Source organism: Klebsiella sp. Q11 (assembly GCF_964241505.1).
GTDB lineage: Bacteria > Pseudomonadota > Gammaproteobacteria > Enterobacterales > Enterobacteriaceae > Klebsiella > Klebsiella michiganensis.
The window spans coordinates 1-19,629 of record NZ_CAXSXW010000029.1 but is presented as its reverse complement, the minus strand read 5'-3'; the positions used below and the strand labels follow the sequence as shown (position 1 = coordinate 19,629).

Genomic DNA, 19,629 nt, shown 5'->3' with positions numbered 1-19,629 from the left:
ACAATGCACCAGACCATCATTTCCAGAGGAAGGCGCCGTTTGCGTAACGTGACAGTGCCGGACTCTTCAAGGCAGCGTGAAATCAGTTCCGGGTCAAGATAATCGCCCAGAGAAGTCAGAGGGTTACGCAGAGAATCGTAACGGGATACCAGATCTAGAGCCTGTCCAATGTGCATAAAAAAATCCGGAAAAGGGTGAGCCTTTCCGGATTCTTACACAGCCACTGGATCGATCAACCGATCCTTAACTGATCGGCATTACAACGCAGGTTGCCCTTTTTCGTGTTTGCCCCCTCTCCCGCCGGGAGAGGGCTGTAGCCCGGCGCAGGCATTCATGCGGCATCAGGCCGCAGAAGGCCTATCCCTGCTCGCCCATCATCTCTTTCACCAGCTCAACGCAGCGCAGGAAGCGGGCATCGTAATCGGCCTCTTTCACATGCACAAAATCTATCTCATTCTCTTTGAGCAACGACACCAGCATCGTCTGAAACTCCTTGCGGTCTACCGAGCTGCCAAGACTACGTAAACCGTCGGCCACCCACGGCGTGTTGTTTTCCAGCAGGATGACCAGGTCAAAACGATATTCGTCGATCAGCGCCTGAACAAAGGGATGTTCCCGCCCCTCGTACTTGAGACAGAACGCCTGGGTGCTGACAAAGTCCGTGTCGATGAACGCCACCTTGTTGGCATATTTCACCGCGAAATCAATATATTGCGCGTGACCGAGGGCAATTTTGTCATAGTCGGAGTATTGCAGCGCCATCTCATCGCCGCCGAGGTGCGAAAAGACGTAGTCGCGGCCATATTCCCAGGCGCTGGTAGTATTAAAGATATTGGATAGCTTATTCACCAGCGTCGACTTACCGCTCGACTCACCGCCGAGAATCGCCACCGTGCGCACGAAAAACGGCTTCACTTCGGTAGGAATATATTCCCAGTAGCGGAACGGGTTTTCACGAATCTGTCCGCCGCTGATGTTCATAAAGGTGCGTTTAGGATCGATGAGTACGGTTTCAATTCCCAGATGATCCAGATACTGCGGCGCGTCGCCCTCTTCCGAGGTGTAGATCCAGTTAGGCTCAATGCCCTTCTCGTTCATAAAGGCGCGGATCCCGCGGCTCCAGACGTCCCAGCCGTGCGGATAGGGTTCCATTCCCTCTTCATTGAAGGCGTGGATGCGGATGTTCTTCTGGTATTTGAAGGTTTGCAGCAGCCAGCGCAGGCGGTCAGGTACGGTCGGCTGCTGCGACATCGCGCTCTTTTCAAACAGCTCACGGTCACGGGGATCGTCGTAGCCCATAATGATATGCAGCTCATCGACCTGGCTACAGGCGCGCTGAATCAAGTAGATGTGCCCGGTATGCAGCGGGTAAAACTTACCAAAGACCACGCCAACGCTTTTTTGTCGACGCGGAAACTCCAGCCCGAGAAACCGGTGCAGCGCTTCCAGCTTCTGCGCGCTGGGGCTTTTAATTTTCGCGTTCAGCAGCTGGCTCAGATAGCCTTTTGTCATCCCGCTGGCGTCAGCTACCTGCTGTAGCGTACACCCCTTCTGCTTAATGGCGCTTTTTAAATAGTCAAATGACGACATAGCGAGTCTCCTTTTCACTTATTATAAGTCGTCAAAGACGCTAAGTGCGTCCGCAAGCTTTTTCACGCCAAAGATTTGCATCCCTTCCGGCGCTTTTTTCGGCACATTCGCTGCCGGAACAATCGCCCGACGAAAGCCATGCTTAGCCGCTTCTGAAATACGCTCCTGGCCGCTCGGCACCGGGCGAATTTCACCTGCGAGACCCACTTCGCCAAAAACCACCAGGTCCTGGGGCAGCGGACGGTCGCGCAGGCTGGAAACCATCGCCAGCAGCAGCGCCAGATCGGCGCTGGTTTCGGTGACCTTCACCCCACCAACCACGTTGACGAAGACGTCCTGGTCGGCCATCTGCAGACCGCCGTGACGATGCAGAACCGCCAGCAGGATCGCCAGACGGTTCTGCTCCAGCCCCACCGCCACGCGGCGCGGGTTGGACATCATCGAGTGATCGACCAGCGCCTGGATCTCCACCAGCAGCGGTCGCGTGCCTTCCCAGACCACCATCACCGAACTACCGGAAGTCACTTCGTCCCCGCGGCTCAAAAAGATGGCCGAGGGGTTGCTCACTTCACGTAGACCCTGCTCGGTCATGGCGAATACGCCCAGCTCGTTGACCGCGCCGAAGCGGTTTTTATGGCTGCGCAGGGTGCGGAAACGAGAGTCGGCGTCGCCGTCGAGCAGCACGGAGCAGTCGATACAATGCTCCAGCACTTTCGGCCCGGCCAGCGAGCCGTCTTTGGTAACGTGGCCGACCATGACGATAGCCACGCCGCGCGTCTTGGCAAAGCGCGTTAAATAGGCCGCCGTTTCGCGCACCTGGGCCACACTCCCCGGCGACGACTGCACGTCGGCCATATGCATTACCTGGATGGAGTCGATAACCATCAGCTGCGGCTTTTCTTCATCGGCAATCTGGCAAATCTGCTCAATGCTGGTTTCTGACAGCATATTCAGATTGGCCGTCGGCAGGCCTAAACGGTGAGCGCGCATCGCCACCTGCTGAAGCGACTCTTCCCCGGTGACGTAGAGCGTTTTCATGCCTTCGGCGAGCTTACACAGGGTTTGCAGCAGCAGCGTCGACTTACCCGCGCCGGGATTGCCGCCGATCAGAATCGCGCTCCCCGGCACCACGCCGCCGCCGAGCACACGGTCAAACTCTTTAAACCCGGTAGAAAAACGCGGCAGTGCTTCCAGGCTGATATCGGAGAGCTTCTGCACTTTCGACACGCCGGCATTACCGGCATACCCTGACAAGCGTTCGTTTCTTGCCACCTGCGGCGAAGCGGCAATGCGCATCTCGGTTATGGTATTCCAGGCATGACAGGCGCTGCACTGCCCCTGCCAGCGCGGATAATCCGCACCGCATTCATTACAGACAAATGCGCGTTTTGGAGCTTTCGCCACGTTAACCTCTTACTTTTGATTCATGCTGCCGGAGAGAATACAGAATACCCCCATCAGGTCAGCGTGGCGGATTGTCACTTCCGCCAGTTCATTAACTTTTGGCTTAGCATGATAGGCAATGCCGAGCCCTGCCGCTTTAATCATCGGCAGATCGTTTGCGCCATCGCCAATGGCGACGGTTTGCGCCGGCGGGATCTCATACTTTTCCGCCAGTTTACGCAGCGTATTGGCTTTATATTTCGCATCGACAATATCGCCGATGACGTTGCCGGTCAGCTTACCGTCCCTGATCTCCAGTTCGTTGGCGAACACCGCGTCGAGATGCAGCTTGTCGCGCAGATATTCGGCAAAGAAGGTGAAGCCGCCGGAGGCGATCGCCACCTTCCAGCCAAGCGTTTCCAACTTCAGCACCAACTGGGTCAACCCCGGCATCAGCGGTAGCGTTTCGCGCACCTGCAGCAGAATGCTGGCATCGGCATCTTTCAGGGTCGCCACGCGCTGGCGCAGGCTGGCGGTGAAATCAAGTTCGCCGCGCATCGCGCGCTCGGTCACTTCCGAGACCAGCTCGCCGGTCCCGGCCAGTTTGGCGATTTCATCGATACACTCAATTTGAATCGCCGTCGAGTCCATATCCATGACCAGTAAGCCCGGCGTACGTAAATGCGGGATTTTGCCCAGCGGCGCCACGTCAAACCCGGCCTCATGGGCCAGACGGGTGGCACGAAGCGTAAGGGAGCCCGCCAGCCGCATCACCTGGTAGTCGTCAACCGCCCAGGAGGCGACGATAACCAGCGCCGCGCCCAGCTCGCGCTGCCACTCGGTCAGACGATGCTTGTTAATGCCGCGACCATACAGCAGCCAACCGCTGCGTCCGGCATGATAGTCCAACGGCATGACCTCATCACCGCTCAGGGAAAGCGGCAATCCAGGCCACAGGGAAACATCTTCAGGCAGGTCGCACCAGGTCAAACTGTTTGGCATCACGGCTCCACATAACTTCATTCAGGCGAGGAAAATAACGCATGAGGCTACCTTGTAACCAGCGCTTCTGGCAACATTAAGCTGCAAATTTTCAAAGGTGGAATATGGTACGCGCAAAACTTAAATTCCGGCTGCATCGCGCGGTGATTGTTCTGATCTGTCTCGCGCTCCTCGTCGCCCTTATGCAGGGGGCCTCATGGTTCAGCCAGAACAGCCAGAAGCAGCGCAATCCGCAGCTGGAAGAACTGGCCCGCACGCTCGCCCAGCAGGTCACGCTCAACCTGGCGCCGCTGATGCGTAGCGAAACGCCCGACGAAAAGCGGATTAGCCAGCTGCTGGATCAGCTTACCCATAAAAGCCGGATCCTCGACGCCGGCGTATATGACGAACAGGGCGACCTGGTGGCGCGTTCCGGCGAAAGCGTCGAGGTACGCGATCGGCTGGCGCTGGACGGTAAAAAAGCCGGCGGCTACTTCAACCAGCAAATCGTCGAACCTGTTGAGGGTAAAAACGGCCCGCTCGGCTACCTGCGCCTGACGCTGGATACCCATACCCTGGCCACCGAAGCGCAGCAGGTCGATAATACCACCAATATCCTGCGTCTGATGCTGCTGCTATCTCTGGCCATCGGCGTCGTCCTGACGCGCACCCTGCTGCAGGGTAAACGTACCCGCTGGCAGCAATCGCCTTTCCTGCTCACCGCCAATAAGCCGGTGCAGGATGAAGATAAAGATGAATCAGAATAAGGAAATCGCCATGTCAACGCTGCGCCTGCTGCTCTCCGACTCTTACGACCCCTGGTTCAATCTGGCGGTTGAGGAGTCTATTTTTCGCCAGATGCCCGCGACTCAACGGGTGCTGTTTCTGTGGCGCAATGCCGATACGGTGGTCATTGGCCGCGCGCAGAACCCGTGGAAAGAGTGCAACACCCGACGTATGGAAGAAGATAACGTGCGCCTGGCCCGTCGCAGCAGCGGCGGCGGCGCGGTATTCCACGATCTGGGCAATACCTGCTTTACCTTTATGGCCGGCAAACCGGAGTACGATAAAACCGTTTCCACAAATATCGTGCTGACGGCGCTGAATGCGCTGGGCGTAGCGGCGGAAGCCTCGGGCCGCAACGATCTGGTGGTCAAAACCGCCGAAGGCGACCGCAAGGTCTCCGGTTCCGCCTATCACGAAACGATGGATCGCGGCTTTCACCACGGTACGCTGCTGCTGAACGCCGATTTAAGCCGCCTGGCCAACTACCTCAATCCCGATAAGAAGAAGCTGCAGGCCAAAGGCATTACCTCCGTGCGCGGACGGGTAGCCAATCTGGTCGAGCTGCTGCCGGGCATTACCCATCAGCAGGTTTGCGAAGCGATTCAGGAGGCGTTCTTCGCCCATTACGGCGAGCGCGTGGAGGCCGAAGTGATCTCTCCGGAGAAAATGCCGGACCTGCCGAATTTTGCCGCGACCTTTGCCCGCCAGAGCAGCTGGGAGTGGAACTTTGGCCAGGCTCCGGCCTTCAGCCATCTGCTGGATGAACGTTTTACCTGGGGCGGCGTAGAGCTCCATTTCGACGTCGAAAAAGGCCATATCACGCGCACGCAGATTTTTACCGACAGCCTCAACCCGGCGCCGCTGGAAGCGCTGGCCGCCAGGCTGCAGGGATGCCTCTACCGCGCGGATATGCTGCAGCAGGAGTGCGATGCATTACTCGTGGATTTCCCGGAGCAGGAGAAAGCGCTGCGGGAGCTCTCGGCATGGATTGCCGGCGCGGTACGCTAACGTGCGGTCACCCCGGCCCTCTCCCATAGGGAGAGGGCGGAAGAGATGATTACTCTTTATCGCCCAGCAGAACGGATTCCAGCGCGATTTTAATCATGTCGTTGAAGGTCGTCTGACGTTCAGCGGAGCTGGTCTGCTCGTGGGTACGGATGTGGTCGGAGACCGTGCAGATGGTCAGCGCTTTCGCACCAAATTCCGCCGCGACGCCGTAGATGCCGGCCGCTTCCATTTCCACGCCCAGGATGCCGTATTTTTCCATCACGTCGAACATTTCGCCGCCGTCCGGCGCATAGAACAGGTCAGCGGAGAAAATGTTGCCCACGCGAGCGTCAACGCCCAGCGCTTTTGCCGCGTCAACCGCGTTACGCACCATGCCAAAGTCGGCAATCGCCGCAAAGTCGTGGTCCTTAAAACGCATACGGTTAACTTTAGAGTCGGTGCAGGCACCCATGCCGATAACCACATCGCGCAGCTTAACGTCCATACGCACCGCGCCGCAGGAGCCGACGCGAATGATTTTTTTGACGCCGAAGTCGGTGATCAGCTCTTTTGCGTAAATGGAGCAGGACGGGATCCCCATGCCGTGACCCATAACGGAAATTTTGCGGCCTTTGTAGGTACCGGTGAAGCCCAGCATACCGCGCACGTTATTCACTTCGCGGACATCTTCAAGGAACGTTTCTGCAATGTGCTTCGCGCGCAGCGGGTCGCCAGGCATCAGCACAACGTCAGCGAAATCGCCCATTTCTGCGTTAATGTGTGGAGTAGCCATCGTTAAATCCTTCTGAATGTTTTACCTGATGGCGGCTATGCCTAATCAGGTCGACAAAAAAGGCCCGGCGAGCGAGGCTCACCGGGCAAATAATCACAGCATGTTTTTGCCGTATTCCATCGGAGACGTACCGAAGTACGTTGCCAGGGTCTGGCCAATATCGGCGAAGGTTTCGCGGTGACCCAGCGAACCCGGCTTCACTTTCGGGCCATAGATCAGCACCGGAATGTGCTCGCGGGTATGGTCGGTACCGGTCCAGGTCGGGTCGCAGCCGTGGTCGGCGGTCAGGATCAGAATGTCATCTTCCCCGACCAGTTCCATCAGCTCCGGCAGACGGCGGTCGAACAGCTCCAGCCCTGCGGCATAGCCTGCAACGTCGCGGCGGTGGCCCCAGGAAGAGTCGAAGTCCACGAAGTTGGTGAAGACGATGGTCTCGTCTCCCGCTTCTTTCATCTCTTTGATGGTGGCGTCAAACAGCGCATCCAGGCCGGTCGCCTTCACCTTTTTGGTAATACCGCAGTTGGCGTAGATATCGGCGATTTTACCCACCGATACAACCTGGCCCTTTTTCTCGTCGACCAGCTTCTGCAGCACCGTCGGCGCCGGCGGCTCAACGGCCAAATCGTGGCGGTTACCGGTGCGCTGGAAGTTGCCGGCTTTGTCGCCGATAAACGGACGCGCGATAACGCGACCGATGTTGTAGCCGCCTTCGGTCAGCTCTTCACGCGCGATTTCACACAGCTCGTACAGCTTATCGAGACCAAAGGTCTCTTCATGACAGGCAATCTGGAATACCGAGTCAGCGGAGGTATAGAAAATCGGCTTGCCGGTTTTCATATGCTCTTCGCCCAGCTGGTCGAGGATAACGGTACCGGAAGAGTGGCAGTTGCCGAGGTAGCCCGGCAGGTTTGCGCGCTTAACCAGTTTATCCAGAAGTTCCTGCGGGAAGCTGTTTTCATGCTCGGGGAAGTAGCCCCAGTCAAACAGAACCGGCACGCCGGCGATTTCCCAGTGGCCTGACGGGGTGTCTTTACCGGAAGAGAGCTCATGCGCCCATGCGTAGGCGCCGATAACGTCCGCGCTGCCGTCCATACCGGCGGCAATTTTACCGGTAGAACCCTCATGGGCTTTAACCAGCCCCAGACGGGTCAGATTCGGTAGATTGAGCGGGCCTTTGCGGCCGTTGTCAGCCTCGCCTTTGGCACAGGCTTCTGCAATATGGCCCATGGTGTCTGAACCGACGTCGCCAAAGCGATCGGCGTCTTCAGTCGCACCGATGCCGAATGAGTCCAGCACCATAATAAATGCACGTTTCATATTATTCTCCGTACCTTTTGCGCTGCAAAAAAGCGATCAGATCAGTATATAACTATTCGGTGATACGACGATAGACCGTCGGCGTCATTTCAGGCGCTTTATCGTCAAGTTTAATGGCCGCTTTCACGGCTTTGGCCGCTTCCTGCCAGCTGTTTTCATCTTTAGCATGGATAACCGCCAGCGGCTGCTGCGCGTCGATACGCGCGCCGAGGCGAACCACGTCGGTGAAACCGACGCTGTAATCAATCAGATCCGATGCCTGACGGCGACCGCCGCCCATTGACACCACCGCCATGCCCAGCGCGCGGGTGTCCATTTCGGCGACAAACCCTTCGCCTTCGGCATAGACGGCTTTGCTCAGCATCGCGGCCGGCAGATACTTATCGTAGTTTTCCACGAAGTCGTTCGGCCCTTTTTGCGCCGCCACCATCCGGCCGAAGACTTCTGCGGCTTTACCGTTATCCAGCACCGCCTGTAGCTTCGCCCGCGCGTCGGCGTCATTCTGCGCCAGCTTGCCGGAAATCAGCATCTCGACGCACAGCGCCATCGTCACCTCAAGCAGCCGCGGATTGCGGTACTCGCCGGTGAGGAACTGCACGGCTTCACGCACTTCCACCGCATTACCGGCGCTGGAAGCCAGCACCTGGTTCATATCGGTTAACAGCGCCGTCGTCCGCACGCCGGCGCCGTTGGATACCCCGACGATCGCTTCGGCCAGCGCGGCGGAAAGCTCATAAGTAGGCATAAAGGCGCCGCTGCCGACTTTGACATCCATCACCAGCGCGTCCAGGCCTTCCGCCAGCTTCTTGGCGAGAATGGAGGCGGTGATCAGCGGGATAGAGTCCACCGTTGCGGTGATATCGCGCGTGGCGTAAAAACGTTTGTCCGCCGGCGCCAGAGAGCTGGTCTGCCCGATAATCGCGACGCCGACATCTTTAATGATTTCACGGAAGCGGCTATCGTCCGGGAAAATATCGAACCCAGGAATCGCTTCCAGCTTGTCGAGCGTACCGCCGGTGTGCCCGAGACCGCGCCCCGAGATCATCGGGACATAGCCGCCGCAGGCCGCGACCATCGGCCCCAGCATCAGCGAGGTCACATCGCCTACGCCGCCGGTAGAGTGTTTATCGACGATCGGGCCATTGAGGTTAAGACTCTTCCAGTCGAGAACGGTCCCTGAATCCCGCATCGCCATGGTCAGCGAAACGCGTTCCGGCATAGACATATCGTGGAAAAAAATGGTCATCGCCAGCGCGGCGATCTGCCCTTCTGAGATGGTGTTGTCGCGGATGCCGTTGATGAAAAAACGAATCTCTTCATCGCTCAGCGCATGACCATCACGTTTTTTACGAATAATTTCTTGTGCGAGAAACAAGATAACCTCCCGAGGAAAGAGTCAAAGACCAACCACAGGCCGGACAGCATCCGGCCTTGAGGTCAGGCAAATTACGTATTAGTAGCTGCTGGCGCTCTTACCATCGCCGTGACCCAGCGCTTTCAGCAGGCTTGCCAGCAGGCTGGAAGCGCCAAAGCGGTAGTGACGAGAGTCGGCCCAGTCGGCACCGAACAGTTCATCGGCAATAGCGAGGAACTTTTGCGCGTCTTCTGCGCTACGCACGCCGCCCGCCGGTTTGAAGCCGACGCTCTGCTGAACGCCCATATCGCGGATGACTTCCAGCATGATGCGCGCGCTTTCCGGGGTCGCATTGACCGGAACTTTACCGGTAGACGTTTTGATAAAATCGGCACCGGCTTTGATGGCGATTTCAGATGCTTTACGAATCAGCGCTTCTTCTTTCAGCTCACCGGTTTCGATAATCACTTTCAGCAGCACGTTTGCCGCCGCGCAGGCTTCTTTACAGGCTTTCACCAGGTCAAAACCCACCTGTTCGTTGCCGGCAATCAGCGCGCGGTAAGGGAATACGACGTCAACTTCGTCTGCGCCGTAAGCTATCGCCGCGCGGGTTTCCGCCAGCGCAATAGCAATATCATCGTTACCGTGCGGGAAATTGGTCACCGTCGCGATCCGGATATCCGGAGTACCCTGCTCGTTCAGCGTTTTACGCGCGATCGGGATAAAGCGCGGGTAGATGCATACTGCGGCAGTATTCCCTACCGGTGTTTTGGCCTGGTGGCACAGCGCGATCACTTTTTCATTGGTGTCGTCATCGTTCAGGGTGGTCAGGTCCATCAGTTTCAACGCGCGCAGGCTGCTTGCCGTTAAATCAGTCATTTCATACTCCGACGGCGTATTGCCGTATTAAAGTTTGTTCACCTTGCGAGTCTGTTACTATTGTAACATCCCCTCGCCGTTACACTTCGATATACATCACAGTTAATGAAAACTAATTACTAATTTGCATTACTGTAGAGTGATATGAATCACATAATAAATCCCTGTGCATGCCCCCCGAAGGCCAGACTCTCTTTAAGCATAACCAGGAATCTCAGCATCGAGGAAATGTTATTATTGTAACATATCCACGCGGTAAACCTCGATATCAGCGCGGACATTTTGTGCGAAAAAATGCCAGATGCATCATGAGTTATTGATAAATAGATAATTATTAAATGATAGGATTTTAACACGCAGAGGAGAGTTCCCCGCGGCGGCGGTGCCGCGGGGTAGGGTCGTGATTAACGACGGCGCTATAGCGCGAGGAAGACGCCCGCTATCGTGGCGCTCATCAGATTAGACAGCGTCCCCGCCGCCACGGCCCGCATGCCCAGTTGGGCAATTTCCTGGCGACGATTAGGCGCCATGCCGCCCAGTCCGCCAATCAGAATCGCAATGGATGACAGATTGGCAAAACCGCACAGGGCAAACGAGATGATGGCCTTGGTGTGGGTTGAAATCACCTGCAAACCGGCGGCTGCGACCTCGGCGTCGGCTTTCAGGTATTCACCGAAATTCATGTAGGCCACAAACTCGTTGATAATCAGCTTCTGGCCGATAAACGAGCCGGCAACGGTGGCCTCATTCCACGGAACGCCAATCACCCACGCCAGCGGTGAGAAGACCCAGCCGAGGATCATTTGTAGCGACAGGTCTGGATGGTTAAACCAGCCGCCCACGCCGGAGAGAATACCGTTAACCAGGGCAATCAGCGCGATAAACGCCAGCAGCATCGCCCCGACGTTAAGCGCCAGCTGCATCCCGGAAGCCGCGCCGGACGCGGCGGCATCCAGCACGTTCGCCGGCGCCTGCGGATCGGCGTCGTTTTTGTCCATCGCCGGGTTGTCCCGGGGCTGCTCGGTTTCGGGCACGATAATCTTCGCGAACAGCAGGCCGCCCGGCGCCGCCATAAACGAAGCGGCAATCAGGTATTCCAGCGGTACGCCCATCTGCGCGTAACCGGCCAGAACGGAGCCCGCAACCGAGGCCAGGCCCCCGCACATCACGGCGAAGAGCTCGGAACGGGTCATGGTGGCGATATATGGACGCACCACCAGCGGCGCTTCGGTCTGGCCAACGAAGATGTTCGCCGTGGCAGAGAGCGATTCCGTGCGCGAAGTTTTCAGTACCGCGCGCAGCGCCCCGCCGAGAATGCGGATAACAAACTGCATGATGCCGAGGTAATAAAGCACGGCGATCAGCGATGAGAAGAAGACGATGACCGGCAGGACGCGCAGGGCAAAAACAAACCCGCCGCCGCCGAAGACTTCAAACATCTTATCGGAAACCAGCCCGCCAAAGATAAAGCCGATCCCTTCATTGCCGTAAGCAATCACGTTGGCAACGCCGTTCGACATGGCCAGCAGCGCGGTGCGCCCGGCCGGCACGTAGAGAATTAACGCGCCGATCCCCACCTGGATAATCCAGGCGCCGAGGACGGTACGCAGGTTGATGGCTTTTCGATTACTGGAGAGGAGCACAGCGATGGCTAACAGCACCACCATGCCGATAAGTCCCATGATAATTTGCATACAGAGTCCCTGTGTATTGAGAGTTCAGCCTTAAAACCCCGCGATTATAACGGCATGAAACCATCATGCTCATTTCAGCTCACACATTTTAAGCAAAACAATGAGATAAAAAGGCAGGAATGAGACACAGGTCACTCAGCAAAGCGCTACGGAAGCGCAAAAAGCACATTTGTATTATCAATCAGGGTATTCGCTATCTCTTCCGCGGGCTCAGAGCGTAGCTCGCATAAGGTGGAGAAGACGCGAGCCGCCCGTTCTGGCCTGTTCGGCTGCCCCTGGAAACCGTTCAACGGCATATCCGGCGCATCGGTCTCCAGCAGCAGCGCCGAAAGCGGCAGCTGCGCGATCACATCGCGGGTCTTACTGGCGCGCGGATAGGTAATGGTGCCGCCAACGCCAATCTTGTAGCCCAGCTGCACAAACCGCTCCGCCTGCTGAAGGCTACCGGCAAAACCGTGCACTACGCCGGTTCGCGGTAAAGCGTGCTTTTTCAGCAGCATCGCCAGCTTGTCGTGAGTGCGTCTGGAGTGGAGGATCGCCGGCAAATCGTAGCGTTTCGCCAGCCGCATCTGCGCCTCAAATACAGAAACCTGACGTGCAAACTGCGGATCTTCCCGATAGAGATCGAGACCGATCTCCCCAACCGCGACCAGCTTAGCGTCGCGTTTCGCCAGGCAGGCTTCAAGCCGTTCAAGACTCTCTGCGCTATGCCGTTCAATCGCTATCGGATGGAGGCCTAAGGCGGCGTAGAGCTCATCATATTTCTCCGCCAGCGCTAACACGCGGGCGAAGTTATCCGCTTCTGTCGCAGGTACCACGATCTGCGTCACGCCAGCCTCCGTCGCCCGGGCAATGCTGGCGCTTTCGTCGCCGGTGAAAGGGGGGAAATCGAAATGGCAGTGGGTATCAATAAATCGTAGGGTCACGCCAGGTCCTCATTTTCAAAGCTGGCATCATTGGCCTGCACCGCCGCGATGACCGGCGCCTGAGGGATCTCATTGGCCACCGGCGCTGGCGGAATAACGACCGTTTTCGGTACCGCAATACGCGGAGCATGGCGCAGCAGCGGCGGTCTGTCGGCCAGCAGTTTACCGACGGTAGCGAGAAAGTAGCGCCCGCACTGGCGCCCGGTCTTGTAGTCCTCCAGCAACGCCGGAAGACGGCTGCCTAACGCCATACTCCTCAACGGCTTCTGCGGATAAATTTCCAGAATTCTCAGCTTACCCGGCGGTTTTTCAATGAACTCTTGCGTGGAGCGATAGGTGGTTTCGTGATGCTGCACCAGATTCACAAACGGCTGCAGACTACTTTCGCCAAGCCAGCGCTCCATCCGTTTAAACCACTGCGGCGTGTAGTACATCTGGGACGGAACGGTGCGGATCACCACGATGGTTTGCGCCCCTCGGCGGGCCGCTTCCTGTACGGGGATCGCATCGCTGACGCCGCCGTCAAGATAGCTCACGCCATCCAGCAGCACGCCGCTGCGGTAAAAACCGGGAATGGCGCTGGAGGCGCGAATCAGGTCAAGCCAGGTCTGCTGAGTGGGGGAAAAGTAGTTTGGCGTGTAATCATCGCCGCGACAGGCGCACATCCAGAACTCTTTTCCCTGAGCAAAACAATCTTCAGCATAGGCCATCGCCAGCGGCATCTTTTTCGAGGTGGTGTCGACCAGCCAGTCAAGATCGATAAGATTCCCGCCGCGCACAAAACGCATCGGGTCGAAAAACTCGCGGGCGGTGGTGTAGCGGGTGATCACTTTGCGGGCATAGCCGGGCTGGTTGCACAGATAGGCCGAGAGATTTTGCGCCCCGGCAGAGGTACCGAACATCATGTCGAACGGGTTGAATCCCGCGCGCATAAATTCGTCCAGTACCCCGGCGGTAAAAATCCCTCTCTGCCCCCCGCCTTCGCACACCAGTGCGAGCCTGCCCGGCTGGAAGGGTTTAACAGATAACGGCGTAATGTTGCCCAACGTAACGGGAATTCGCTGCCCCACCCTGCTTTCCTGTCTGGCTTATTATAAAAACAAAGGTAACGCAATTTTTAACGCCCTGAAACTGAGAAAGCCAGTCACATTGACTGGCTTTATGTAAGACGGTATTTCACGCGTTAACGTCTAGGGACGCCGACGGCCGGTGAACAGGCTGACCAGGAACAGGATAATACCGACAACGAATACAATTTTCGCAGCCCAGGCAGCGGTACCCGCCAGGCCACCAAAGCCCAGAGCGGCGGCAATTAACGCGATCACCAGAAAAATAATGCCCCATCTAAACATACGTCTCTCCTTACCATAGTTAATGACGGTCGATTTTCTGCGCACTCAGGCCGCGCATACACAACCCTGTGGTGCTACACATCCTGCGGAAAGACCGCAGAATAAATTTTTTTAGTGAATAGATTTATTTGACGCTAAGGTCATTCTTCACGCTTTTGACGCCGGAAACGGCTTTCGCAATACCTTCCGCCCGCTCCGACTGCTTACTGGACTCTACCGTACCGGATAAATGTACAACGCCATCGGTGGTCTCCACCTTCACGTTACGCGACGGAACGATATCGTCAGCCAGTAATTTCGCTTTGATCTCGCTGGTCACCGCCGTGTCGCCGGCATAGCCCTTCAGCGAAGCAGATTTTTCGTTCTGTACGCTAAGCTTGTCGTTAACGGAGGTCACGCCTTCAACCGCTTTCGCTACGCTAAGCGCCTGCTTATGCTGCTCTGAACTGTCAACCGTACCGCTTAACGTGACGACTTTGTTTTCAGTTTTCACAGAGATATCGGTGCTGCGAATATCTTTATGATCGATCAGCGCCGCTTTCACCCTGGCGGTGATGGTGCTGTCGTCCATAAAATTCCCGACTTTGTTCATCGAATTATCAACGGCTTGCCCGGCATTGCTTGCTGCAGATTTTGCGCTATCTGCGGTCGAGTTTTCCGCATACGCCGAAGCGCTGATTATTGCTGAGCCCAGGAAGAGGGCCAGGAGTGTCTTGCCGCTCTTAAGTTTTGTCATCGTTGTTCCTCGTTATATCTAAGCAGGTAAAGCAAAATAAGTAGTCTATTAAGCCAGGATTCCAAAAATTACTTATTAAATGTAGTAGATACGCGGAAGAGTGCGGCATTAACGGGTAAAAAAGCGCGCAAAACGGTAAGAATTAAGAACTTTCCAGAAAGGGCAATCCGAGGGGAAAATGGCGTGGAGCGCGGCGAAAACCGCGCTCCGGAGAGGATTAGTGCTCGCGGGTTTTACGGAACTGGACGTCAGGGTAACGTTCCTGCGTCAGGTTCAGGTTAACCATGGTCGGGGCGATATAAGTCAGGTTATCGCCGCCATCCAGCGCCAGCTGAATTTCGTTCTTACGCTTAAACTCTTCGAATTTCTTCGCGTCGCTGCATTCCACCCAGCGTGCGGTCGCGACGTTGACGGACTCGTAAATCGCCTCAACGTTGTACTCGCTCTTCAGGCGAGCAACAACCACATCAAACTGCAGCACACCCACCGCGCCAACGATCAGATCGTTATTGGCGATCGGACGGAACACCTGCACCGCCCCCTCTTCAGAGAGCTGAACCAGCCCTTTCAGCAGCTGTTTCTGCTTGAGCGGATCTTTCAGGCGAATGCGGCGGAACAGTTCCGGGGCGAAGTTCGGGATACCGGTGAACTTCATCATTTCACCCTGGGTGAAGGTATCGCCAATCTGAATGGTGCCGTGGTTATGCAGACCCAGGATATCGCCCGGATACGCCTCTTCCACATGCGAACGGTCGCCGGCCATAAAGGTCAGCGCGTCGGAGATCACCACGTCCTTGCCGATACGCACCTGGCGCATCTTCATACCCTTCTCGTACTTACCGGAAACCACGCGCATAAAGGCCACGCGGTCGCGGTGTTTCGGGTCCATGTTGGCCTGAATTTTAAAGACGAAGCCGGTGAACTTCTCCTCCGCGGCCTCCACGGTGCGGGTGTCGGTTTTGCGCGGCATCGGCGCGGGCGCCCACTCCACTAAACCGTCCAGCATATGATCGACGCCAAAGTTACCCAGCGCGGTGCCGAAGAATACCGGCGTAATTTCGCCCGCCAGGAACAGCTCTTTATCGAATTCGTTAGACGCGCCCTGCACCAGCTCCAGCTCATCGCGCAGCTGCTGCGCCAGGTCTTCACCCACCGCGGCATCAAGCTCCGGGTTATCCAGCCCCTTCACGATGCGCACTTCCTGGATGGTGTGGCCTTTACCGGTCTGATACAGGTAGGTTTCATCTTTATAAAGATGGTAAACGCCCTTGAACAGTTTGCCGCAGCCAATCGGCCAGGTGATCGGCGCGCAGCCGATTTTCAGCTCGTTTTCCACTTCATCCAGCAGCTCCATCGGATCGCGGATGTCGCGGTCGAGTTTGTTCATGAACGTCAGGATCGGCGTATCGCGCAGACGGGTGACTTCCATCAGCTTACGGGTACGATCCTCGACGCCTTTCGCGGCATCGATAACCATCAGGCAGCAGTCCACCGCCGTCAGGGTACGGTAGGTATCCTCGGAGAAGTCTTCGTGGCCCGGGGTATCCAGCAGGTTAACCAGGCAGTCGTGATACGGGAACTGCATCACGGACGTGGTGATGGAGATACCGCGCTGCTTTTCCATCTCCATCCAGTCAGATTTCGCATGCTGGCTGGAGCCACGACCTTTCACCGTTCCGGCGGTCTGAATAGCCTGTCCGAATAACAGTACCTTTTCAGTAATGGTCGTTTTACCGGCATCCGGGTGAGAAATAATGGCAAAAGTGCGGCGCTTGGCCACCTCCTGCAAATAAGGAGACAACGTCATAATTCAATCTTCTTAGTAAACGCGGCAACGCGCCGCGCATGTTGAATACGAAAAAATTGCGGCTATTTTACCCATCAATGGGGGGGAGGCAATCAGTGTTTACACAGGAGTTGCTCCAGTTCGCTTAAAGAGGTGACCGTCCAGTCCGCGCGGAGGTCCGCGGGCAGTTCGCGCTGATGGGGGTTGAACCAGCAGGTCGCCAGGCCGGCATTCACGCCGCCGCGAATATCCGATTCCGCCGTATCGCCAACCATCAGCACCCGCGAACGATCGGGATTGCCCGCCTGCGCCAGCGCATAGTCGAAAATACGCGCATCCGGCTTAGCCACCCCAACCTCTTCGGAAATAATGAGCAAATCAAAGTGATCGCGCAGTCCGGTACGTTCAAGACGCGTCTGCTGCAGTGAGGTAAAACCGTTGGTGATGATGCCCATTTTTACCTTCCCCTGCAGCGAATCAAGCAGCGATACCGCTCCCGGCAGCGGCGAGCAGATCTCCGCCATCGCGTTCATAAACGCGGCGTTCAGCTCGCCGGGAGGGACGTTCAGGCGTTCCGCCCAACCGTCAAAGCGCTGATGCTGCAGCTGAAGAGAGGTAATGGCGCCGTTTTGATAATCCACCCATAGCGGCTTATTCACGGCCTGGTAGTCCTGAAAATCCTCTGCGGAGAACGTCACGCTATAGTCGAGAAACATCCGCTGTAGGCCGCTAAATGAGTCAAACGTAAATAACGTTTCGTCGGCATCAAAGAAAATCCAGTCCCACTTCATCGTATCACCTTGTCTTACATACTGATTGGCAGTGCCATTATGATGGCGTCCTCACGTCCGTCGACCGTGGGGTAATAGTTGCGGCGAATCGTCGCCTCGTTAAAGCCTAAGCTTTCATAGAGCGCGATGGCGGCGACGTTAGACGCGCGCACCTCCAGCCACAGCGTGACGACGCCGCGTTTTTCAACTTCATCAATCACCCGTTCCAGCAGCGCCCTGCCCAGACCGCGACGCTGGAAAGCGGGGTCGACGGCAATATTGAACAGCGTCGCTTCGTCGAGCACGATTTGCGTAATGGCAAAGGCCGCCATCACGCCGTCCACGGACAGTTGAAGATTCAGATAGCGCTCGCCCTGATTACTGGCAAACGTCTGTTCGCTCCACGGAAAAGCGTGGGCGCGCGTTTCAATTTGCCAGGCGCGGGGCAAATCAGCCGGGTTGAGGGTAGAAATCGTGTTCATGTGCGCAAATCTGTTGCCAGAGCGCCATGCGAGCAGGCGTGCTGGTCTGAAGTTCATCGAAAGCGGGCGTGGAAAGCTGTGCGCCCGCCAGCAGCAGCGGCGCGTCGGTGCCCAGCCGCCAGCTATTACAGCGTGCGTCCTGAGGCAGCATCGCAACGCGTTCAGGCGTCAGCTGCATCACCTGCTCCGGCATCAGGGCCAGCGCGCGCAGAATATCGCTGATAAGCGGTTCGGTCAGCGATGGCGGTTCTTCCGCCACCATCACCAGACGAATGTGTCCAGGAAGCGAGATAGCGATTTCACCCTGTAACGCCCCAGGACGACGTAGCGACCACTGGGTGATGCCCAGCTGCTGTAATTGCCAGTCTCGTCGGGATGTCATAGCGAAACACTCCTGTTAATTAAGCGCGCAATATAGCAAATCCGTCGTATCTGCGCCAACAAACTACGCGGCGGTCGGAGCGCATCCCGCCGCCAACAAAGAGGCAGGCCGAAAGATAACGTGTATAATCGGCGCCAGTCTTAATGAAGGAGTGTTTCATGTCCGCTTTTACCCCGGCAAGTGAAGTCTTGCTGCGCCACAGTGATGATTTCGAGTCCGCCCGCGTTCTGTTTGCCGGTGACCTGCAGGATGACCTGCCCGCTCGTCTGGATACGGCCGCCAGCCGCGCCCATACCCAGCAGTTTCACCACTGGCAGGTACTGAGCCGCCAGATGGGCGAAAATGCCCGCTATAGCCTGGTCGCAGAGGCCGGCGATGTCGCCGATTGCGATACGCTGATTTACTACTGGCCAAAGAACAAACCGGAAGCGCAGTTTCAGCTGATGAACCTGCTTTCGCTGCTGCCGACCGGTATTGATATTTTCGTGGTTGGCGAGAACCGCAGCGGCGTGCGCAGCGCCGAGCAGATGCTGGCGGAATATGCGCCGCTGAGCAAAGTCGACAGCGCGCGCCGCTGTGGGCTGTATCACGGTCGTCTGGAAAAACAGCCCGCGTTCAATGCAGAACAGTACTGGGGCGAGTATTCGCTGGATAATCTGACGATTAAAACGCTGCCGGGCGTCTTCAGCCGCGATGGCCTGGATGTCGGTAGCCAGCTGCTGCTTTCTACGCTGACGCCGCATACCAAAGGTAAAGTGCTTGATGTCGGCTGCGGCGCCGGCGTGCTGGCAACCGTGCTGGCCAGCCACTCGCCTAAAGTCCGCCTCTCCTTATGCGACGTCAGCGCCCCGGCAGTTGAAGCCAGTCGTGCCACGCTGGCCGCTAACGGCATCGAAGGGGAAGTGTTCGCCAGCAACGTGTTCTCTGAAGTGAACGGCCGCTTCGACATGATTATCTCCAACCCGCCTTTCCACGATGGTCTACAGACCAGCCTGGAGGCCGCGCAAACGCTGATTCGCGGCGCCGTTCGTCATTTGAACAGCGGCGGCGAGCTGCGCATCGTCGCTAACGCCTTCCTGCCCTATCCGAACGTGCTGGATGAGATCTTCGGCTTCCATGAAGTAATTGCCCAAACGGGCCGCTTTAAGGTCTATCGGACGGTGATGACCCGTCAGGCGAAGAAATAATCCTGCATTTTTTCGGCGCCAGCAGACGCTGGTCGCCGATGTTTTTCCTCTCTGACCGTCCATTTTTGCAACAATCAATCCAACTGATACAATTAACTATTGACGAATAGCTGAAAACCACTAGAATGCGCCTCCGTGGTAACGATACTTTCATAGTGTCGATGGTATGCGAAGGTGGCGGAATTGGTAGACGCGCTAGCTTCAGGTGTTAGTGTCCTTACGGACGTGGGGGTTCAAGTCCCCC

20 protein-coding genes are annotated in these 19,629 nt (G+C 56.8%); 3 read left to right on the top strand and 17 right to left on the bottom strand.

The window, feature by feature from the left end; all coding sequences use genetic code 11:
* The 4 genes from ACESQ2_RS28085 to serB form a co-directional block, all read right to left on the bottom strand.
* Positions 1–176 (bottom strand): transposase domain-containing protein (locus tag ACESQ2_RS28085; RefSeq protein WP_373171588.1); only part of this gene is annotated, 176 nt, incomplete at its 3' end.
* Between the two features lie 181 nt (positions 177–357).
* Positions 358–1,590 (bottom strand): multifunctional transcriptional regulator/nicotinamide-nucleotide adenylyltransferase/ribosylnicotinamide kinase NadR, encoded by a 1,233-nt coding sequence (gene nadR / locus ACESQ2_RS28080; RefSeq protein WP_373171586.1) that lies wholly within the window; start codon positions 1,588–1,590, stop codon positions 358–360.
* Between the two features lie 21 nt (positions 1,591–1,611).
* Positions 1,612–2,994, bottom strand: a complete 1,383-nt coding sequence (gene radA, locus ACESQ2_RS28075; protein ID WP_004128714.1) for a DNA repair protein RadA — start codon at positions 2,992–2,994, stop codon at positions 1,612–1,614.
* A 9-nt stretch (positions 2,995–3,003) separates the two neighbouring features.
* The gene (serB, locus tag ACESQ2_RS28070; RefSeq protein ID WP_004128712.1) at positions 3,004–3,975 is read right to left on the bottom strand and encodes a phosphoserine phosphatase; all 972 of its coding nucleotides are present in this window, start codon (positions 3,973–3,975) and stop codon (positions 3,004–3,006) included.
* Positions 3,976–4,079: 104 nt separating this feature from the next.
* Here serB and ACESQ2_RS28065 point away from each other — a divergent pair, with 104 nt between their 5' ends.
* Together ACESQ2_RS28065 and lplA are read left to right on the top strand one after the other, a co-directional pair.
* The gene (locus tag ACESQ2_RS28065; RefSeq protein WP_048262666.1) at positions 4,080–4,721 is read left to right on the top strand and encodes a YtjB family periplasmic protein; all 642 of its coding nucleotides are present in this window, start codon (positions 4,080–4,082) and stop codon (positions 4,719–4,721) included.
* Between the two features lie 10 nt (positions 4,722–4,731).
* Complete coding sequence (gene lplA / locus ACESQ2_RS28060; RefSeq protein WP_373171587.1) at positions 4,732–5,748, top strand: lipoate--protein ligase LplA; 1,017 nt, start codon at positions 4,732–4,734, stop codon at positions 5,746–5,748.
* A 49-nt stretch (positions 5,749–5,797) separates the two neighbouring features.
* Here the strand turns inward: lplA and deoD are convergent, their stop codons facing one another.
* The 13 genes from deoD to ACESQ2_RS27995 all read right to left on the bottom strand — a co-directional run bounded on the left by deoD (position 5,798) and on the right by ACESQ2_RS27995 (position 18,198).
* Positions 5,798–6,520, bottom strand: coding sequence for a purine-nucleoside phosphorylase (gene deoD, locus ACESQ2_RS28055; RefSeq protein WP_004098401.1), 723 nt, complete (start codon positions 6,518–6,520; stop codon positions 5,798–5,800).
* A gap of 93 nt (positions 6,521–6,613) precedes the next feature.
* On the bottom strand, positions 6,614–7,837 hold the full coding sequence (deoB, locus tag ACESQ2_RS28050; RefSeq protein ID WP_014837353.1) for a phosphopentomutase: 1,224 nt from the start codon (positions 7,835–7,837) through the stop codon (positions 6,614–6,616).
* A gap of 52 nt (positions 7,838–7,889) precedes the next feature.
* Positions 7,890–9,212, bottom strand: coding sequence for a thymidine phosphorylase (deoA, locus tag ACESQ2_RS28045; protein WP_014227832.1), 1,323 nt, complete (start codon positions 9,210–9,212; stop codon positions 7,890–7,892).
* 78 nt (positions 9,213–9,290) lie between these two features.
* The gene (gene deoC / locus ACESQ2_RS28040; RefSeq protein WP_014837351.1) at positions 9,291–10,070 is read right to left on the bottom strand and encodes a deoxyribose-phosphate aldolase; all 780 of its coding nucleotides are present in this window, start codon (positions 10,068–10,070) and stop codon (positions 9,291–9,293) included.
* A gap of 416 nt (positions 10,071–10,486) precedes the next feature.
* Positions 10,487–11,764 (bottom strand): NupC/NupG family nucleoside CNT transporter, encoded by a 1,278-nt coding sequence (locus ACESQ2_RS28035; RefSeq protein ID WP_014837350.1) that lies wholly within the window; start codon positions 11,762–11,764, stop codon positions 10,487–10,489.
* A gap of 146 nt (positions 11,765–11,910) precedes the next feature.
* Positions 11,911–12,690: a metal-dependent hydrolase gene (locus ACESQ2_RS28030; RefSeq protein ID WP_373171585.1), complete on the bottom strand. Its 780-nt coding sequence runs from the start codon at positions 12,688–12,690 to the stop codon at positions 11,911–11,913.
* Positions 12,687–13,760: a patatin family protein gene (locus ACESQ2_RS28025; protein WP_032747842.1), complete on the bottom strand. Its 1,074-nt coding sequence runs from the start codon at positions 13,758–13,760 to the stop codon at positions 12,687–12,689. Before ACESQ2_RS28025 ends, ACESQ2_RS28030 begins: the two co-directional genes overlap by 4 nt.
* 120 nt (positions 13,761–13,880) lie before the next feature.
* Positions 13,881–14,042, bottom strand: coding sequence for a DUF1328 domain-containing protein (locus ACESQ2_RS28020; protein ID WP_003856556.1), 162 nt, complete (start codon positions 14,040–14,042; stop codon positions 13,881–13,883).
* Between the two features lie 124 nt (positions 14,043–14,166).
* Positions 14,167–14,778 carry a molecular chaperone OsmY gene (osmY, locus tag ACESQ2_RS28015; protein WP_014227828.1) on the bottom strand — a complete coding sequence of 204 codons (612 nt, stop codon included), beginning with the start codon at positions 14,776–14,778 and terminating at the stop codon, positions 14,167–14,169.
* Between the two features lie 217 nt (positions 14,779–14,995).
* Positions 14,996–16,585: a peptide chain release factor 3 gene (gene prfC / locus ACESQ2_RS28010; protein WP_004098388.1), complete on the bottom strand. Its 1,590-nt coding sequence runs from the start codon at positions 16,583–16,585 to the stop codon at positions 14,996–14,998.
* A 92-nt stretch (positions 16,586–16,677) separates the two neighbouring features.
* Positions 16,678–17,355: a pyrimidine 5'-nucleotidase gene (gene yjjG, locus ACESQ2_RS28005; RefSeq protein ID WP_004098385.1), complete on the bottom strand. Its 678-nt coding sequence runs from the start codon at positions 17,353–17,355 to the stop codon at positions 16,678–16,680.
* Between the two features lie 14 nt (positions 17,356–17,369).
* A complete protein-coding gene (gene rimI, locus ACESQ2_RS28000; RefSeq protein ID WP_004098383.1) occupies positions 17,370–17,816 on the bottom strand; it encodes a ribosomal protein S18-alanine N-acetyltransferase in 447 nt (148 codons plus the stop codon).
* Entirely contained in the window at positions 17,785–18,198 is a 414-nt protein-coding gene (locus tag ACESQ2_RS27995) for a DNA polymerase III subunit psi (RefSeq protein WP_014837349.1), read from the bottom strand. The genes rimI and ACESQ2_RS27995 overlap by 32 nt, the downstream gene beginning before the upstream one ends.
* 158 nt (positions 18,199–18,356) lie before the next feature.
* Between ACESQ2_RS27995 and rsmC the strand changes: the two genes are divergently transcribed.
* Positions 18,357–19,385, top strand: coding sequence for a 16S rRNA (guanine(1207)-N(2))-methyltransferase RsmC (gene rsmC, locus ACESQ2_RS27990; protein ID WP_014227826.1), 1,029 nt, complete (start codon positions 18,357–18,359; stop codon positions 19,383–19,385).
* Positions 19,386–19,629: the final 244 nt, after the last annotated feature.

Bases quoted from the DNA above. Each gene is read 5' to 3' on its own strand.
- yjjG (WP_004098385.1), bottom strand. From the start codon at position 17,355: ATGAAGTGGGACTGGATTTTCTTTGATGCCGACGAAACGTTATTTACG.
- ACESQ2_RS27995 (WP_014837349.1), bottom strand. From the start codon at position 18,198: ATGACATCCCGACGAGACTGGCAATTACAGCAGCTGGGCATCACCCAG.
- serB (WP_004128712.1), bottom strand. From the start codon at position 3,975: ATGCCAAACAGTTTGACCTGGTGCGACCTGCCTGAAGATGTTTCCCTG.
- prfC (WP_004098388.1), bottom strand. From the start codon at position 16,585: ATGACGTTGTCTCCTTATTTGCAGGAGGTGGCCAAGCGCCGCACTTTT.
- deoC (WP_014837351.1), bottom strand. From the start codon at position 10,070: ATGACTGATTTAACGGCAAGCAGCCTGCGCGCGTTGAAACTGATGGAC.
- deoD (WP_004098401.1), bottom strand. From the start codon at position 6,520: ATGGCTACTCCACACATTAACGCAGAAATGGGCGATTTCGCTGACGTT.
- lplA (WP_373171587.1), top strand. From the start codon at position 4,732: ATGTCAACGCTGCGCCTGCTGCTCTCCGACTCTTACGACCCCTGGTTC.
- nadR (WP_373171586.1), bottom strand. From the start codon at position 1,590: ATGTCGTCATTTGACTATTTAAAAAGCGCCATTAAGCAGAAGGGGTGT.
- rimI (WP_004098383.1), bottom strand. From the start codon at position 17,816: ATGAACACGATTTCTACCCTCAACCCGGCTGATTTGCCCCGCGCCTGG.
- rsmC (WP_014227826.1), top strand. From the start codon at position 18,357: ATGTCCGCTTTTACCCCGGCAAGTGAAGTCTTGCTGCGCCACAGTGAT.
- ACESQ2_RS28065 (WP_048262666.1), top strand. From the start codon at position 4,080: ATGGTACGCGCAAAACTTAAATTCCGGCTGCATCGCGCGGTGATTGTT.
- deoB (WP_014837353.1), bottom strand. From the start codon at position 7,837: ATGAAACGTGCATTTATTATGGTGCTGGACTCATTCGGCATCGGTGCG.
- osmY (WP_014227828.1), bottom strand. From the start codon at position 14,778: ATGACAAAACTTAAGAGCGGCAAGACACTCCTGGCCCTCTTCCTGGGC.
- ACESQ2_RS28035 (WP_014837350.1), bottom strand. From the start codon at position 11,764: ATGCAAATTATCATGGGACTTATCGGCATGGTGGTGCTGTTAGCCATC.
- ACESQ2_RS28020 (WP_003856556.1), bottom strand. From the start codon at position 14,042: ATGTTTAGATGGGGCATTATTTTTCTGGTGATCGCGTTAATTGCCGCC.